Origin of the sequence: Pantoea sp. M_9 (assembly GCF_008631385.1) — a bacterium.
Taxonomy (GTDB): Bacteria; Pseudomonadota; Gammaproteobacteria; order Enterobacterales; family Enterobacteriaceae; genus Pantoea; species Pantoea eucrina.
The window spans coordinates 41,531-59,139 of record NZ_VWUF01000014.1; the positions used below are offsets into that span (position 1 = coordinate 41,531).

Below are 17,609 nucleotides of genomic sequence, written 5' to 3' on the forward strand. Positions count from 1 at the left end.
CCCCCTTCTCACCCCTCCCGGCATGCGGGAAGGCAGCGTAATTTACTTAACCATCTCTTTTTCAATCAGCAGCATCAGGATATGGATCACTTTAATGTGGATCTCCTGAATGCGATCGGCATAGCCGAAATGCGGCACCCGAATCTCAATATCTGCACTGCCCGCCATTTTGCCGCCATCTTTGCCGGTCAGGGTGATCACTTTCATTCCCTGCGCGCGCGCAGCCTCAATCGCTTTGATAATGTTAGCGGAGTTGCCGGAAGTGGAGAGCCCCAGCAGCACATCGCCTTCGCGCCCGACCGCTTCCACATAGCGCGAAAACACATGGTCGTAGCCGAAGTCGTTGCTGACGCAGGAGAGATGGCTGACATCGGAAATCGCAATCGCCGGGTAGCCGGGACGATTTTCGCGATAGCGGCCGGTCAGCTCCTCGGCAAAATGCATCGCGTCACAGTGCGATCCCCCATTGCCGCAGGAGAGCACTTTTCCGCCCGCTTTGAAACTGTCTGCCAGCAGCACCGCAGCGCGCTGAATAGCGTGGATGTTCGCGTCGTCACTCAAAAATCGGGTCAGGGTGTCGGCGGCTTCGTTGAGTTCCGAGCGAATGATGTCCTGATACATAGGAGATGTCCTTTAGCGGAGAGGTTAACCCGGCAAGTTTAACGGAATGCCACAGGGGCGCAAAGCGCTGGCAGCAGGGAAAACGCGTCCGCTACAGCGTCGCCAGGTGATAAATGCGCCAGCCGCGATGATTTTGTGAGCCTGGTTGTAATTGTGATGTAAAGGAATTGCTTATTAAGACCGGCTGCTCTAAACCTGTGACTAACAGGTCAGACCTCTTACTACTTACGGAGCGATTCACTATGCTGCTGGTTTCCATCGTGGCGACGCTACTGCTGGTTAGCGCCCTCTTTTATCATCAGATATCTCTGCGTCTGAGCAGCGCCATCCTGCTGCTCTGGACCGCTGCCATGGCCTTGACCGGCCTCTGGAGCGCCTGGCTGCTGCTGCCGCTGGCGCTGGTCCTGCTGCCGTTTAACCTGACGTCGCTGCGCCAGCGCCTGTTTTCAAAACCGGCTCTGCGGGGCTTTCGCAACGTCATGCCGCCGATGTCACGCACCGAGCAGGAAGCGATCGATGCCGGCACGACCTGGTGGGAAGGCGACCTGTTTCAGGGCAAGCCGGACTGGCAGAAGCTGCATAACTACCCGCGCCCGCACCTCACCGATGAGGAGCAGGCGTTTCTGGATGGTCCGGTTGAGGAAGCGTGCCGTATGGCAAACGACTTCGCGATTACTCATGAGCTGGCCGATTTACCGCCGGAACTGTGGGCCTATCTGAAGCAGCATCGCTTTTTTGCCATGATCATCAAAAAAGAGTATGGCGGCCTGGAGTTTTCCGCTTATGCGCAGGCGCGCGTATTGCAGAAGCTGGCTGGCGTCTCCGGTATTCTGGCGATCACCGTCGGCGTCCCGAACTCTCTGGGACCGGGTGAACTGCTGCAGCACTACGGTACTGAGGAGCAGAAAGATCACTACCTGCCACGACTGGCACGTGGTGAGGAGATCCCCTGTTTTGCCCTGACCAGCCCGGAAGCGGGTTCTGATGCGGGTGCCATTCCTGATACCGGCGTGGTCTGCATGGGCGAGTGGCAGGGCCAGCAGGTGCTGGGGATGCGTCTGACCTGGAACAAACGCTATATCACGCTGGCGCCGGTCGCCACCGTGCTGGGCCTGGCGTTTAAACTTTCCGATCCCGATCGCCTGCTGGGCGATAACCCGGAGCCGGGAATTACCTGTGCGCTGATCCCGACCCATACGCCGGGCGTGGAGATCGGTCATCGCCACTTCCCGCTCAACGTGCCGTTCCAGAACGGCCCGACGCGCGGCAACAACATTTTTGTGCCAATTGACTATATTATCGGCGGCCCGGCGATGGCCGGTCAGGGCTGGCGCATGCTGGTCGAGTGCCTCTCAGTCGGGCGCGGCATCACCCTGCCCTCTAACTCCACCGGCAGTCTGAAAAGCGTGGCGCTGGCCACCGGCGCTTATGCGCATATCCGCCGTCAGTTCAAAGTGGCGATTGGCAAAATGGAAGGCATTGAAGAGCCGCTGGCGCGTATTGCCGGTAATGCTTACGTTATGGACGCAGCCGCCACGCTGATCACTACCGGCATTATGCAGGGTGAAAAGCCCGCCGTGCTCTCTGCGATTGTGAAGTATCACTGTACCCACCGCGGTCAGCGCGCCATTATTGACGCGATGGATATCGCGGGCGGCAAAGGCATTATGCTCGGAGATAACAACTTCCTCGCCCGCGCCTATCAGGGTGCGCCAATTGCCATTACGGTTGAGGGCGCCAATATCCTGACGCGCAGCATGATTATCTTCGGCCAGGGTGCCATTCGCTGCCATCCGTGGGTGCTTAAAGAGATGGACGCGGCGGCGAAGAACGATCTCTCCCGCTTTGACCACGCGCTGTTCAGCCATATCGGTCACGTTGGCAGCAGCGCGGTACGCAGCCTGTGGCTTGGCCTGACCAACGGCCGCACCAGCGCCGCGCCGACGCGTGACGCGACGCGCCACTACTATCAGCAGCTTAATCGCCTGAGCGCAAACCTGGCGCTGCTCTCCGATATCTCCATGGCGGTGCTCGGCGGCAGCCTGAAGCGGCGCGAGCGTATCTCTGCCCGCCTTGGCGATGTGCTGAGCCAGATGTATCTGGCCTCCGCTACGCTGAAACGCTATGACGAAGAAGGACGCCATGAAGCCGATCTGCCGCTGGTGCACTGGGGCGTGCAGGATGCGCTGCATCAGGCAGAAGTGGCGATGGACGATCTGCTGCGTAACTTTCCGAACCGTCTGGCCGCCGGTGCGCTGCGCCTGGCTATCTTCGCCGGCGGCAAACGCTGCCTGCCGCCGTCAGACAAACTTGATCATAAACTGGCGAAGCTGCTGCAGCTGCCTTCTGCCACCCGCTCCCGCCTTGGCCGCGGTCAGTATCTGACGCCAGCTGAGCATAATCCGGCGGGCCAGCTGGAGCAGGCGCTGCAGGATGTGATGGCGGCAGAAGTGATCCACGATCGCCTCTGTCAGCAGCAGAAAAAGCATCTCTCTTTTACCCGCCTTGATGCGCTGGCGCAGCGGGCGCTGAAGGAAGGACTGATCGACGAGAGCGAAGCGCAGGTGCTGATCCGCGCAGAAGCAAGCCGGCTGAAAGCCATTAATGTGGATGAGTTCGTGCCGGAAGCGCTGGCCGCACCGAAGCCACAACCCCGGCCGCAGGCGCGATCCAGCGAAGCGGCATAATCCCGACACCAGGTGCCAGACGCCTCCTTAGGGAGGCGTCTTTTTTTTGCCTGCGCCAGCCCCTACGCGGCCTGGCGAATGCGGGCAACCAGCGCCTCTTCATCCGCAATATGGTCAGCGGCCAGCATCAGGGTGCGCCCCAGCGCCAGCGCGCTGTGCAGACAGGCGTTGCGCATCCCGTCATCATCGATACCGGAAAAATCACTCAGCGTGATGGCGCTGAGGCTGCGCCGGATCAGCGCTGCACCGCTGTAGCCGAGAGCGTCATGCCAGACTGACTGCAGCAGCAGCTGGTCGCAGCCGGGCCAGCTGAAGAGCGCTTCGCTGCCCACCTGGCGGCGAAAGCCGGCGGAAAATCCGCGCCACAGCTGCTGAACCGCCTGCAGATGCTGCTCGCGCGCATCGGCGGCTTCGCGCAGCGGCAGCTGGCCGGGAGCCGCGCAGTAGTGGATCAGCAGATCGCTTAACGCCCCGCTGACGGCAAAACCAATAGGCGCAGCGCAGCCGTGCTCAGGCAGCTGTGTTTCAGGACGGGTAAGGAAACGCCAGCGCAGTACGCCGAGGATTTGCTGCAGCGCCTCATCCTGCTGCAGCTCCGCCGCCAGCGCCTGCAGCGTAACCGGCACCGGCACGGGCTGCCAGTTGAACAGCTGTTCCGCCAGGCGGCGTGCCGCTTCGTCATTTATCCCGGTTGATGCCGCCAGCAAAGTCTGCGCCAGCGCCTCGCCGGCGGCGCTGTTGTCATGAGGTTGTGCCATTACCTGCTCCTGTAAAAGCTGCATTTAGCCATCTAAGCGTCTTGATTGCCAAAGAGTAGCATCCTGATTATAGTGTCAGCAATACAGGGTTTCTTATCACGCTGCTTATGCGCAAGGCCAGCTTACTATGACGCCATTTGATCTTATTCCCGACAGCAAGCTTCCCGCGACCGGCACCACGATCTTTACGCAGATGAGCGCGCTTGCCGCCCGGCACGGCGCCATTAATCTTTCCCAGGGATTTCCCGATTTCAGCGGCCCCGCCCTGCTGCAGGCGCGGCTGGCGCATCACGTCAGCCAGGGAGCCAATCAGTATGCGCCGATGATCGGCACGCCGGAGCTGCGCGACGCCATCGCGGATAAAACCGCCGGGCTTTATGGCTACCGGCCCGACGCCGGCAGCGACATTACGGTGACCAGCGGAGCGACGGAAGCGCTCTACGCGGCCATTACCGCGCTGGTGCGCCCCGGCGACGAAGTAATCTGCTTTGACCCCAGCTACGACAGCTATGCGCCCGCGGTAACGCTGGCGGGCGGCGTGATGCAGCGCATCGCCCTGCAGCCGCCTGCGTTTCGCGTCGCCTGGCCTGCGTTTCGCGATCGGCTCAGCGCACGTACCCGGCTGGTGATTCTGAATACGCCGCACAATCCCTCCGCTACCGTCTGGCAGCAGAGCGATCTGGAGGCGCTGTGGCAGGCGATTGCAGATCGGGAGATTTATGTGCTGAGCGATGAAGTTTATGAGCATATCTGTTTCAGCACGGCAGGCCACGCCAGCGTGCTGTCGCATGCCGGACTGCGCCAGCGTGCGGTCACCGTCTCCTCATTTGGCAAGACCTATCATATGACCGGCTGGAAAGTGGGCTACGCCATAGCGCCGCCCGCTATCAGCGCCGAGCTGCGCAAGGTACATCAGTATCTGACTTTTTCCGTCAATACTCCGGCCCAGCTGGCGCTGGCGGATATGCTGCGCCAGCAGCCGGAACACTACCGGACGCTGCCTGAGTTTTACCGCGCCCGGCGCGATCGTCTGACGCAGGCGCTGGCAGCCAGTCGCTTTCAGGTATTACCCTGCGAAGGCACCTATTTTTTACTGCTGGACTACAGTGCGATCGCCGATCTGGACGACGTCAGCTTCTGCGAGTGGCTGACCAGAGAGGCGGGCGTCGCTGCTATCCCGCTGTCGGTGTTTTGCGCTGACCCTTTCCCGCACCGGCTGATCCGCCTGTGCTTTGCCAAACAAGAGGCGACGCTTGACGCCGCCGCGGAGCGCCTGTGCAAACTTTGAAGATTACTCTGCTGCAGCAGCCGCTGAGCTGGATGAACGGCGCCGCTAACCTGCGTCATTTTGATCGACTGCTGGAAAATCTGAGCGGACGCGATGTGATTGTGCTGCCGGAGATGTTTACAACCGGCTTTGCCATGGAGGCGGCGCAGGCTTCGCTGCCGCAGCAGGAGGTGGTGGCTTGGCTGCAGCATCACGCGCGGGCCACCCAGGCGCTGATCGGCGGCAGCGCGGCCATTCAGACAGAAGCGGGTGCGGTAAACCGGTTTTTGCTGGTGGAGCCAGACGGCACGCTGCATCAGTATGACAAACGCCATCTGTTTCGTATGGCGGAGGAGCATCAGCACTATCTGCCGGGCGAACGCCGGGAACGGGTTTACTGGCGCGGCTGGCGCATTCTGCCGCAGATTTGCTACGACCTGCGCTTTCCGGTGTTTTCCCGCAACCGTAACGATTACGATCTGGCGCTCTACGTGGCTAACTGGCCGGCCCCGCGCGCGCATCACTGGCAGGCGCTGCTGATGGCGCGCGCTATCGAAAATCAGGCTTATGTCGCCGGCTGTAACCGGGTGGGCAGCGACGGCAATCATCACCGCTACCGCGGCGACAGCCAGATTATCTCACCGCAGGGGGAGATCCTCGCGGCGGCTGAGCCGTTCACCCCGGCACGCCTGGATGCAGATCTGTCGCTGGAGGCGCTGCAGACGTACCGCGAGCGCTTTCCGGCGTGGCGCGATGCTGATACGTGGACACTGGGCTGAGCGACTGCGACTGACAACAGGCAATCAGCCGGTGATTTTTATTTATCGGATTTAGTTTATCCTGCGGAAAAGCAGCGTTAACTACGCTGCTTTTTCAGGCCTGCATTTTCCCTCCATAAATCCTGCATCAGTAATCCGCACTACTTCGGTATACCAGCTAGTTATCACCATCTGTATCGTCAGCCCGCTGCAAATCGCTTTGCAAAATGATAGCTGGCCGCTACTGATAATTTCTGAAACCCCTTGCTGTTGTGCACTTTTTTTATGGACCGGATTAATGAAGAGTAAATTGCGACTATTTCGCCATTCAGCGCTCAGTGTTGCGTTAATACTTTGCGGCTGTACCGTGCAGCCAGGTCAGGACCTGCCGCTGGCCAATAAAACGCTGGTTAACGATAACCGCGAGCGCTCTGACATTAACGCGCTGGTCAGGGTCACTCTGTTAAGTCCGGTAATGCTGCAACAGCTTAATGAAGCCGGTCAGCAAAACCGCTCAAAACATATTTTCCGGCTGCCGGAAGACGATTATTGTTATCGCATCGGCGTAGGTGATGTACTGAGTATTACCGTCTGGGATCATCCGGAAATTACGTCTCCGGCGGGTCAGTATCGTGACTCAACGGAAACCGGCAGCACTGTCCGGCCTAACGGCACCCTCTATTTTCCCTATACGGGCAGTATCTATGTTCTTAATAAAACTACAGAACAGGTCAGGACAGAGATAACTGCACGACTTCGCCACTACATTGAATCCCCGCAGGTTGATGTGAAAATAGCCGCTTTTCGCTCCCGGAAAGCGTATGTGAGTGGCGAAGTGATGCGTTCCGGCCAGCAGCCCATTACTAATATTCCGCTGACCGTGCTCGACGCAATTAATGCTGCAGGCGGCCTGACGAAAGAGGCGGACTGGGAAAATGCCACACTAACGCATAATGCCGTGCAGCACCCGATATCACTTAAGTTGCTGCTGGAGAGGGGCGACCTGACACAAAACGCTCTATTGCATCATGGTGATATTCTTTACATCCCGCGTAACGATTCCCGGAAGATTTTTGTCATGGGTGAAACAGGCGCGCAAAAAACATTATTGATGGACAGAAGCGGCATGACGCTGACAGAGGCTATCAGCAGTGCGCGGGGGATAGATCAGACCACGGCAGATGCCACGGGCATTTTTGTCATCAGACAATTAAAGGCACCAGAACAAAAAAGAATCGCTGATATTTATCAAATTAACCTGAGAAATGCGGCAGCGATGGCACTGGCCAGTGATTTCAAATTACAGCCCTATGATATTGTCTATGTTACCGCAACGCCACTGACGCGCTGGAATCGGATTGTCAGGCAACTCATACCTGCCATAACCGCGGTTAATAAGCTAAGCACCGCAGTTAAAAGGATACCCTGAAAAAAAATTAACTTCAGGCGCCATGTCCACTGAGCGACATCCAGGGTAGTGCTTAAATATAGCACTACCCTATTAAGCATTCATATTATTTGAAATCGACAGCCATTAATTCAGAAAGCGTTTTTTCTTTTACTGAGTTATGGCAGACCGCAATATAATCGGTAAACCTGGGTGAGGCTGGCATGCCGAGCTTCAGGATTTTTTCATTATCAAAAGTCACGTTTAGCTTTGAAAACTCGCCATACAAACTCATCGATTTCAGTACGATTTTTTCATTACAGTCGCCAAAAAGCGTTTTGAAATTATGCTTTTCCCGGGATAACTCTTTATAGCCGACTTTTTTATAATTGGCCGAGATGGGTCGGGAGCCTGAAGCCAGCGCCATAGCACGATCAATCTCTGCAAACGTTACGCTGCTCTCTCTACCGGAGGAGATATGATAAACCGGATGATCAAGTTCAGCTGCCTGAAGCAGCCTGACTATGGTTTTGGCGCAGTAATCAACCGGTATAACATCGATTCTGTCATCAAGGTTGCACATGAACTTGCCCAGTCTGAGCGCCATGCGAAACACCCAAAAAATGCTGGCGGAGGGAATACACCCATGCTCGGTATGTCCTACCACAATAGATGGCCGGGCAATAATTAACGGAAAGCCCGGCAGGTGCTCTTTTATCATCTGCTCTACCGTCGATTTGCTCCAGGTATACTCTACGATATGGTCTTTTCTTTGCGTGGGCGCGATCGCTTCTGTCACATGGCTGTCAGGTTCAGGCGTACATGACATCGCGGTACCCACATGAATAAAGCGTTTTAATCCCTTTACTTTACTCATGCGGCTGGCAAGCTGAAACGTGCCCTCAACGTTTACTTTCCAGATTAGCGGATTGTTACCAAAGGAAGCGATTGCGGCACAGTTAATTACCTTTTCCACATCGTTCAGCCTGAGATCTGCAATAAAAGTTTTCGGCTTTGATAAATCGCCTTCTATGATTTGTTGCGCTGAAAGGGTATTTAGCTGAGCGGGGCTGATGCCAAACTTAGCTAAATTCTCCTTCACCCGTTCCAGGGCGCTACTCTCTGCATCGCCTCGCGCAAGAAGAAGCAATTTCTCTGGGTTTTCATTTACCATTAACTCAGCAGCAATAGCACCGCCCAAAAAGCCGGTAGCCCCTGTAACCAGTATTTTCTTCATCTCTTTTCTCTTTAATTATGACACAGCAGACATAAGCTGCTCTGGCAAATAGCGCTAAATAGCGCATTCACCCTTTGACTGGAATCTATTATTTGAATATATTGCATCATTTCTGATGGCAGATATTAGTCTTTACTCCATAAAAAAAGTTCACTCTCTCACTCAGCATTATCGCCATTATTTTTATTTCGCTTCGCATCCCACTCTTTTTTCAGAATGGCATACACCAGCGTATCGTCATAACGCGCTTCACCATTTTCAGTGATGAAACTGACGAACTCCTTAAAGCATGCTTCCTGCCGCATATGTAAGCGAACGCAGAGATTGCGCGAAGGAACATTATAATCTTCCACCCAGGCATAAATTCGCCGGGCATATTGCTGCTTAAAAAGATAATCAAACAGTGCCGCCACCGATTCACAGGCATATCCCTGACCGTGAAATGCCGGAGAAAAATGCCAGCCGGCTGACCAGGTGTGCCTGTCAGGTTCATCATTCCCATTCTCAGCAAAAAGATGGCCTATTAACTGATTGTTCTCTTTCAGGCACACGGCAAACTGACTTTTATCTGTCGATCGTTTTTCCGCTTCCAGATAAGCAGCCGCCAGCGACGCTACTCTTTCATCATAAAAACAGGGGGAGCCAGGCTTGTGCAGATAGCTGAATAATGCCGCGCCATCGCTCTGACAAAACCGACGAATAATCAGTCTTGAAGTGGTAATAATATTCATTATGCCTCGCGCTACCATGTGATAAAACGATTGATTACTGAAGCTTGTCCGCAGATACCATTGTGCTACTCCGCGCTTTTCTTAACAAAACGCATCACTATGGTAAAAAATATGGGTACAAAAAATATTGTCAGTAGCGTACCGCTGATCATACCGCCAAATACGCCTGTGCCGATGGCATGCTGTGTACTATCGCTTGCGCCACTGGCAAGCATGAGCGGAACAACGCCAAGCGTAAAGGCCAGTGATGTCATTATAATCGGGCGCAGGCGCTGCCGTGACGCAGTCAGAATCGCCGCCGTCAGGGTCTCACCCTGCTGCTGTAAATGGCGGGCAAATTCTATAATCAGGATGGCATTCTTGGCCGAAAGCCCAATCAGGGTAATCAGTCCGACTTTAAAAAATACATCATTCGTCATCTGTGCAATGGCAACCGCAATTACAGCCCCAGTCAGCCCGAGTGGTACAACCAGCATAACGGCCACCGGCACAGACCAGCTTTCATAGAGCGCTGCCAGCACCATAAATACCACCAACACGGAAAGCACAATCAGTAACGGAAGCTGTTCTGCAGACGCTCTTTCCTGCAGCGAACTGCCAGCCCACTCGCCGGCAAATCCATCTGGCAGATTTTGCGCCAGCTGGTCAATGGCCTGCATGGCGGTGCCGCTGGAAACGCCGGGGGCAGCACTACCGGTAATACGAATAGCGGGATAGCCCTGATAGCGATTCAGCTGCTGCGGTGCAACGCCCCACTCAATCGACGCGAAGCTGGATAGCGCAACCATCTGACCGCTGCGGTTTTTGACCCAGCTCTGCAGCAGCTGCTCAGGCTGCATGCGGTATGCTGCATCCGCCTGAACGATAACCTGCTGTACCCGCCCCTGGTTGACATAATCATTAACGTAACTGGATCCTGCAATGACAGAAAGGGTCTGGTTTATCTCATCAAATGAAACACCCAGCGCCTCTGCTTTTTCCCGGTCGATCTTCAGCGACAGGCTGGTGCCGTCCGGCAAACCGTCGATATATGCTTCTGCCAGCGCAGGATGATGGCCTGCACGCCGTATCAGTTCGTCGGTCGCCTGTTTTAGCGCGTTATAGCCCCGCCCTCCCCGATCCTGCACATAGTAGGTAAAGCCTGAAGAGGTCCCCAGATCGGCAATAGCAGGGGGCAGCAAACTCATCGTAACGCCATCCGCCACGCTTTCCATCTGCTGCTGAATATAATCCGCTTCAGTCTTCGCACTGCTGCCGCCACGATCCCTGGACGCTTTCAGCGTCGTAAACGCCATCGCCGTGTTAGGACCAGAGCCTGAAAAGCCAAAACCCAGGATCATAATGTTATTTTTAATGGCTGGCCGTTGCGCTATTTCATGCTCAAACTTTTCAACCACGTTAAGCGTCCTTTGCATCGTGGCGTCGGAAGGCAGCTGAAGAGACGACATAAAATAGCCCTGATCTTCTTCAGGCAAAAAAGAGGACGGCAACGTAGCTAAACCAGCCAGCAGCGCTATACATAGTGCCAGGTAGAGCAGCATCATCCTGCCGGTTCGTTTAAGAAGTGCGCTGACGCCCGATTCATAATGAGCCGTAAGCGCATTAAAACGCCGGTTAAAGCGGGCTGAAAATGTCCGGGCGCTGCGTAAACCATTATCGTGCGGCCTGAGCAGAGTAGCGCACAATGCGGGCGTCAGCGTCAGCGCAAGAAAGGCTGACAGCAGAATCGACACCGACATCGAAATGCAGAACTGACGATAGATAATTCCGGTCGATCCGCTGGCAAAGCCCATGGGTATGAAGACGGCAGTGAGTACCAGCGTAATGCCAATGATCGCAGGCGTGATCTCGCGCATCGCTTCCTGGGTTGCGTCGCGGGGTGACAGATTTTTTTCTGCCATCAAACGTTCGACGTTTTCCACGACCACAATGGCATCATCAACGATAATGCCGATAGCCAGCACCATGCCAAACATCGTTAAAATATTAATGGAATACCCGCACAGCAGCATCACGGTTAATGTGCCCAGCAGCGCAACCGGTGCCACAATAGCCGGAATAAGCGTACAGCGAATTTTATGCAGAAAGAGCAGCATAACCAGAAATACCAGCACCATCGCTTCTGCAAAGGTCTCAATAACTTTGATGATGGAGAGTTTTACAAAGGGCGCGGTATCAAAAGGCACGGTAAAGCTTATTCCCTCAGGCAGCGAGCCGGTGAGCGCCTTAAGCCGGTTATGAATGCCCGATGCAGTGCTGATAGCATTAGCGCCGGGCGCCAGCTGAACAGCAGCAGCCGTGGCTGGCAGGCCATTGTCGCGTATGCCGAATGCATAACTCTGCAGTCCGGATTCAACGCGCGCCACATCTGCAAGCCTGAGGCGTGCGCCGGTTACATCGGACCGGATGGTAATATTACCAAACGCCTCCGCAGACGTAAGCTGGCCCCTGACCGTGATAGGCCAGGTTACCGCCTGCCCGTCGATGGCAGGCTCGTCGCCGGTTCTCCCCGGCGAAACAATGACATTTTGCTGACTGATTGCCGTAAGCACTTCCGTGACAGAAAGTTTATAATCGTGCAGTCGCGCCGGATCCAGCCAGATGCGCAGCGCTTTTTCACTGCCAAACAGCTGAATTTTGCCAACCCCCGGCACCCGCCGCAGTTCGTCCGCGATATTGCGGGCAAAGTAATCACTTAAATCCGCTTCCTGAAACGCACCATTCCGGGATTGCAGACCTACCATCATCAGAAAGCCGGCATTTGCCGCTTCAACATTAATCCCATTCTGGCGGACAGATTGCGGGAGCCGTGGCTCAATCGTTTTAAGCTGGTTTTGCAGATCCATCTGCGCCAGTTTGATATCAGTACCCGGTTTAAAGGTAACCGTAATAGAAGCCATGCCCGTCGTGTCACTGGATGACTCAAAGTAGAGCAGATGATCAACGCCTGATATCTCGCGCTCTATCAGCGACACCACCGAGGTGTTCATGGCTTCTGCGCTTGCGCCCGGATAGCTCACTGAAATAATCAGACTGGGCGGTGCAACCGCAGGATATTGAGCAACCGGCAGATGCGGAATCGATAAAACGCCACTGAGAACGATAAACAGAGCAATAACCCAGGCGAAAACCGGGCGGTGAATAAAAAATAGCGGCATTACATTTATCTCATACTCAGCAACTGACTACAGCATACTTCTGCCCGTAACAGACCTGCTACGCAGTGACAACCAGACAGGGATGCAGTTTAACGCGCCATTGTTTAGGCTGTATGTGAGGTTTATGGATAGATTATGGAGCAAAAAACCTTAAAATAACGGCTAGCAAATAGCATTCATTATTCGCATTATCAGATAGAGTGGCGAACCGCAGAAAAATAAAATCAAAAAACATTCATAATAAAAGAGTAATTCATTTAATCCCGGATGCAGATTCAGCATGCTGGAGAAAAATGACACCAGCCAGAGCATTATCACCAGCAGCCAGAATGCAATAATGAGTATCTCTTTTAATGCCCCGGACCTCTTCTGCATCACCAGCAGTAAAGCGGCTGCCACAATAGAGAGATAGATCAATGGTGACGCTATAAGCGTATGCGATACCCGGTCGTCAGCGGCGTGCGCCAGTATAAGCCAGAGATAAAGTAACCCCCATGAAACTGAGATAAAAGGTGCCAGCACACGTAATCTTTTGATAAAAACATCCTGGAGGCCATTCATCTCGTCTGTATCTCTGTTAGCGCCTGTCATCGGGTATCCTGTTCTCTTTTACGCTCAATTAATGAAAAGCCAGAGAGGCATGCCTGTTTTTTTCATTATCCCATTGCACTATGGAGTGTTTATCTGTGGTTTGTGGAGATTGCATTAAGATCCCCCGGCGCGTGCAGATAAGGCAGCGGCACAGAAATAGGGTCAGCCTTATGAAACTTTTTTTAAACCAGCCTGTCCTGATGAGATATCAGTTACCTTTTTGAGCAAAAGATTATGCTGCCTGCTTCTGCCCCCCGGCCAGCCAGCATTACCTGGCTCTTCCGGAGAATAAATGAATAGCGGCTTTTTAATTCTTGTTGCTGAAGATGATGATGAAATAGCAGATATATTAATGAGCTATTTGCAGCGAGCAGGCATGAGCAGCCTGAGGGCAGCCAATGGCGAGCAGGCCATCAGTCTGAGCCGGTTGAAAAAGCCCGACCTGATTTTGCTGGATATCAACCTTCCCCTGCTTGATGGCTGGAACGTCATGACCACGCTGCGTAAAGAGAGCAATGTGCCGGTTATTATGGTCACCGCTCTCGATCAGGATATCGATAAACTGATGGGGTTGAGGCTGGGAGCTGATGATTATGTCATCAAACCTTTTAACCCTTCTGAAGTCATTGCCCGGGTTGAGGCTGTCCTCAGACGAGCCGCGCGTAATGTGCCCGCTGAGGCAGCCAGGCCAGTACGAACAGCTCATATCACTATTTATCCTGACGACTTTTATCTGGAAGTTAAAGCAGGAGAGAGCGTCATAACGCCAGTACTTACCACTACCGAGTTTAAACTTCTGACCTATCTGGCAAGAAGTCCACGTAAAGTCTGTTCCCGTGAAGAGCTACTTAACGCCTGCCTGCCTGAGGGAGACACACTCGACAGAACGGTAGATAGTCATATGAGTAAACTGCGTAAAAAACTTGAGCATGCCGGTCTGATGGGTGTGCCGGAAAGTATCAGAGGAATGGGATATCGGTTGGGAGAAAGTCAATGAGCCGGGAGCCTGTGCTCAGTCGCCAGATACTCACCTATATGCTGTCGCTGACTTTTATTATCGTTACCATCTCAGTTGCAGGCTCATGGCTGTTTTATACCTTCATCACTGACTATATTCCTGGCGAAAATACAGCGGGTGCAGAAGAGTCCATGAATCTGTGGGACTGGATCTGGGTGCTGGTTATGACGCTCTCCAGTCTGGTTATCTCGCTGTTTTTTACGGTGAAGCTCTCCTCGCGCATACTGACTCCGCTGAACACAATTGCTTCCAGCCTGAAAAAGATATCTGCCGGTGACTTAAGCGCCCGGGCGCTCTGTACAACCTCAATGCTGGGCGAGATCAACAGTCTGGTAAAAGATTTTAATGAAATGGCGGAGAAGCTGCAGACGCTCGATGAGCAGAGAAATTTGTGGAATGCGGCCATCGCACACGAACTCAGGACACCGGTTACTATATTACGTGGCCGTTTACAGGGGCTGGTGGAGGGCGTTTTTGGCCCCGACCCGATTCTGTTTGAAAAGTTGCTCAGACAAACCGAAGGCTTAAACAGGTTGATTGAAGATTTACGCGTGGTCAGCTCTGCTGGCGGAGCTGGCTACCTGCTGGACCCGCATGAAACCGATTTACAGCAGCTGATTACACATGCCATTGACGTATTTACGCCGGAATTTGAAAGCAAAGGCTTTACGGTTATCACTGAACTCACTCCACAGCTCTGCGTCTGTGATGCTTTGCGCATGACGCAGTGCCTGACCGTGCTGTTTGACAATGCGCTGCACTACTCCACATCACGCACCCTGGTAATAAAAAATGGTATGACAGAGAGAGAGCATTACATTCTCGTTCAGGATGAAGGGCCCGGTATTCCGCCTGAATTTCAGCCACTGCTGTTTCAGCCTTTTCAGCGCGGGATAAGTGCCAGAGAAGCGAATCCAAAAGGATGTGGTCTGGGGCTCTCTGTTGTTCGGGCTATTATGCAGGCACACGGCGGCAATGCCACCTGCATGGTAACGTCACAGCAGCATTCCATTTTCCGGCTCGCCTGGCCAGCCGGGCATGCCTGATCTGCGCTACAGGCTATTTTCCGGCAAATAAAAAAAACCGGAAGCGCGCGGCTTCCGGTTCTGCTTTTACACGGGCGTATCAGGCGCGATTCAGCGCAGGATGATTACGCCAGATCGAAACGGTCCAGGTTCATCACTTTCGTCCAGGCGGCCACAAAGTCATGGACAAATTTCTGCTTCGCATCGCTGCTGGCGTACACTTCCGCCAGCGCGCGCAGGATGGCGTTAGAACCGAACACCAGATCGGCGCGCGTGGCGTGATACTTCACTTCACCGCTTTCGCGATCGCGCCCTTCGAACAGCTCAGCGCGTTCATCAGTGGCGCGCCATGCGGTGCGCATATCGAGCAGATTGACAAAAAAGTCGTTGCTCAGCACGCCCGGGCGATCGGTAAAGACGCCGTGCTGGCTGCCGTCATAGTTGGTGCCGAGCACGCGCAGGCCGCCCAGCAGCGCCGTCAGCTCCGGCGCGCTCAGCGTCAGCTGCTGCGCTTTATCCAGCAGCAGGGTCTCCGTTGAGGAACCGCTCTGCACGCGACGATAGTTACGGAAGCCATCGGCCAGCGGCTGCAGCACGTTAAACGACTCAATATCGGTCTGATCCTGACGCGCATCCACGCGACCCGGCATAAACGGCACCTGTACCGCCACGCCAGCGGCGGCTGCCGCCTGCTCAATACCAACGCTGCCTGCCAGCACAAGGATATCCGCCAGCGAGAGCTTGCCGGACGCCTGCTGGATCTGCTGCAAGACCGGCAGCACATCACTTACCACGCCGGCATTGACCGCCCAGCCGTTCTGCGGTGCCAGCGCCAGACGCGCGCCGTTAGCCCCCCCGCGCTTATCGCCGCCACGGAACGTTGAAGCGGATGCCCAGGCCACGGAGACCAGCTGGCTGACGCTCAGGCCCGATGCGGCAATCTGCGCTTTAGCCTGCGCAATATCATCAGCGCCAGGCTGATGCACTGGCTGCGGTAACGGATCCTGCCACAGCAGATCCTCTTTCGGTACTTCCGGACCGAGGTAGCGCGCTTTGGGTCCCATATCGCGGTGAGTCAGCTTGAACCAGGCGCGGGCGAACGCTTCATTGAACGCCTGCGGATCGTTCAGGAAGCGGCGCGAGATCTTCTCAAACTCCGGATCGAAACGCAGCGTCAGATCGGTCACCAGCATGGTGGGCTTGCGCTTTTTCTCCGGATCAAACGGATCGGGGATGATCGCTTCGGCATCCACCGCTTCAAACTGAATCGCGCCCGCCGGGCTGTGCGTCTGCACCCACTCATATTTGAACAGATTCTCAAAGAAGTAGTTGCTCCACTGGGTTGGCGTCTGCGTCCAGACCACTTCCAGACCAGAGGTGATGGCATCTGCGCCGGCGCCGCTGCCGTAGCTGTTATGCCAGCCAAAGCCCTGCGCTTCAATTGGTGAGGCTTCAGGATCGACATCAAGGTGGCTGGCGGCGGCCGCCCCGTGCGTTTTGCCCAGCGTGTGCCCGCCTGCGATAAGCGCGACGATCTCTTCATCGTTCATGCCCATGTTGCCGAAGGTGGCGCGGATCGCCGGAGCTGCAGAACGCGGATCGCCGCTCGCTTCCGGCCCCTCAGGGTTCACATAGATCAGGCCCATTTCGGTGGCGCCCAGCGGGGCATTTGCGAGGCTCTCGGGATGACGGTGCGCCAGCCACTCTTTTTCATGGCCCCAGTCCACATCCATATCCGGCTCCCAGACATCCTCACGACCGGCACCAAAACCAAAGGTACGGAAACCGGCGTTCTCCAGGGAGACGTTACCCGCCAGAATATAGAGATCGGCCCAGGAAATTTTCTGGCCATACTTCTGTTTTACCGGCCAGAGCAGGCGTCGTGCTTTATCAAGGCTGACGTTATCGGGCCAGGCGTTGAGCGGCGCAAAGCGCTGCTGTCCGCGTCCGGAGCCGCCGCGGCCATCAATGGTGCGGTAGGTACCGGCGCTGTGCCACGCCATACGAATAAACAGGCCAATGTAGCTGCCCCAGTCGGCGGGCCACCATGATTGTGAATCGGTCAGCAGCGCGCGGATATCCGCTTTTAGCGCCGCGTAGTCAAGCTGGCTGAACGCCTCGCGGTAGCTGAAATTTTCATCCAGCGGATTAGAGCGGCTGGAGTGCTGATTCAGCAGGTCGACCCGCAGCATATTAGGCCACCAGTCGCGGTTAGAGGTGCCGCTGCCGGCACCGCGTGCAAGCACGCTCTTCTCTTCTGACGCTCCATGATGAAAAGGACATTTTCCGGACGCTGCAGCATTATCGTTATGTTCTGGCGTGCTCATTATTCGGCTCCATTGGCTTCACGTTTTGCGGTTAAGATAGCGGC

General features: G+C 54.9%; 13 protein-coding genes. 6 read left to right on the forward strand and 7 right to left on the reverse strand.

From position 1 onward, the window contains the following. Nucleotides 1-42: 42 nt before the first annotated feature. Nucleotides 43-621 carry a D-sedoheptulose 7-phosphate isomerase gene (gene lpcA, locus F3I15_RS15890; protein ID WP_065650032.1) on the reverse strand — a complete coding sequence of 193 codons (579 nt, stop codon included), beginning with the start codon at nucleotides 619-621 and terminating at the stop codon, nucleotides 43-45. A gap of 242 nt (nucleotides 622-863) precedes the next feature. On the opposite strand from lpcA, the gene fadE reads away from it, so the two are divergent. Beyond that, nucleotides 864-3,308 carry an acyl-CoA dehydrogenase FadE gene (gene fadE / locus F3I15_RS15895; RefSeq protein WP_150018574.1) on the forward strand — a complete coding sequence of 815 codons (2,445 nt, stop codon included), beginning with the start codon at nucleotides 864-866 and terminating at the stop codon, nucleotides 3,306-3,308. 62 nt (nucleotides 3,309-3,370) lie between these two features. Here the strand turns inward: fadE and F3I15_RS15900 are convergent, their stop codons facing one another. Continuing rightward, nucleotides 3,371-4,066 (reverse strand): hypothetical protein, encoded by a 696-nt coding sequence (locus tag F3I15_RS15900; protein WP_150018575.1) that lies wholly within the window; start codon nucleotides 4,064-4,066, stop codon nucleotides 3,371-3,373. Between the two features lie 127 nt (nucleotides 4,067-4,193). Here F3I15_RS15900 and F3I15_RS15905 point away from each other — a divergent pair, with 127 nt between their 5' ends. The 3 genes from F3I15_RS15905 to F3I15_RS15915 all read left to right on the forward strand — a co-directional run bounded on the left by F3I15_RS15905 (nucleotide 4,194) and on the right by F3I15_RS15915 (nucleotide 7,520). Next, nucleotides 4,194-5,354, forward strand: coding sequence for a pyridoxal phosphate-dependent aminotransferase (locus F3I15_RS15905; protein ID WP_150018576.1), 1,161 nt, complete (start codon nucleotides 4,194-4,196; stop codon nucleotides 5,352-5,354). Further along, nucleotides 5,342-6,112 carry an amidohydrolase gene (locus F3I15_RS15910; protein WP_150018577.1) on the forward strand — a complete coding sequence of 257 codons (771 nt, stop codon included), beginning with the start codon at nucleotides 5,342-5,344 and terminating at the stop codon, nucleotides 6,110-6,112. The genes F3I15_RS15905 and F3I15_RS15910 overlap by 13 nt, the downstream gene beginning before the upstream one ends. A 277-nt stretch (nucleotides 6,113-6,389) precedes the next feature. Further along, the gene (locus tag F3I15_RS15915; RefSeq protein WP_150018578.1) at nucleotides 6,390-7,520 is read left to right on the forward strand and encodes a polysaccharide export protein; all 1,131 of its coding nucleotides are present in this window, start codon (nucleotides 6,390-6,392) and stop codon (nucleotides 7,518-7,520) included. 85 nt (nucleotides 7,521-7,605) lie between these two features. Here the strand turns inward: F3I15_RS15915 and F3I15_RS15920 are convergent, their stop codons facing one another. The 4 genes from F3I15_RS15920 to F3I15_RS15935 all read right to left on the reverse strand — a co-directional run bounded on the left by F3I15_RS15920 (nucleotide 7,606) and on the right by F3I15_RS15935 (nucleotide 13,195). After that, nucleotides 7,606-8,715: an SDR family oxidoreductase gene (locus F3I15_RS15920; RefSeq protein ID WP_150018579.1), complete on the reverse strand. Its 1,110-nt coding sequence runs from the start codon at nucleotides 8,713-8,715 to the stop codon at nucleotides 7,606-7,608. A 158-nt stretch (nucleotides 8,716-8,873) separates the two neighbouring features. Beyond that, nucleotides 8,874-9,446 (reverse strand): GNAT family N-acetyltransferase, encoded by a 573-nt coding sequence (locus F3I15_RS15925; RefSeq protein WP_150018580.1) that lies wholly within the window; start codon nucleotides 9,444-9,446, stop codon nucleotides 8,874-8,876. Between the two features lie 65 nt (nucleotides 9,447-9,511). Continuing rightward, nucleotides 9,512-12,604 carry a multidrug efflux RND transporter permease subunit gene (locus F3I15_RS15930; RefSeq protein WP_150018581.1) on the reverse strand — a complete coding sequence of 1,031 codons (3,093 nt, stop codon included), beginning with the start codon at nucleotides 12,602-12,604 and terminating at the stop codon, nucleotides 9,512-9,514. Between the two features lie 162 nt (nucleotides 12,605-12,766). After that, nucleotides 12,767-13,195, reverse strand: a complete 429-nt coding sequence (locus F3I15_RS15935; protein WP_223810725.1) for a transporter — start codon at nucleotides 13,193-13,195, stop codon at nucleotides 12,767-12,769. Nucleotides 13,196-13,487: 292 nt separating this feature from the next. Between F3I15_RS15935 and F3I15_RS15940 the strand changes: the two genes are divergently transcribed. Together F3I15_RS15940 and F3I15_RS15945 are read left to right on the forward strand one after the other, a co-directional pair. After that, nucleotides 13,488-14,192, forward strand: a complete 705-nt coding sequence (locus F3I15_RS15940; RefSeq protein WP_150018582.1) for a response regulator — start codon at nucleotides 13,488-13,490, stop codon at nucleotides 14,190-14,192. Continuing rightward, on the forward strand, nucleotides 14,189-15,259 hold the full coding sequence (locus tag F3I15_RS15945) for an ATP-binding protein (RefSeq protein WP_150018583.1): 1,071 nt from the start codon (nucleotides 14,189-14,191) through the stop codon (nucleotides 15,257-15,259). Before F3I15_RS15940 ends, F3I15_RS15945 begins: the two co-directional genes overlap by 4 nt. A gap of 104 nt (nucleotides 15,260-15,363) precedes the next feature. Here the strand turns inward: F3I15_RS15945 and katG are convergent, their stop codons facing one another. Then, nucleotides 15,364-17,565: a catalase/peroxidase HPI gene (katG, locus tag F3I15_RS15950; RefSeq protein ID WP_150018584.1), complete on the reverse strand. Its 2,202-nt coding sequence runs from the start codon at nucleotides 17,563-17,565 to the stop codon at nucleotides 15,364-15,366. Between the last annotated feature and the right edge of the window lie 44 nt (nucleotides 17,566-17,609).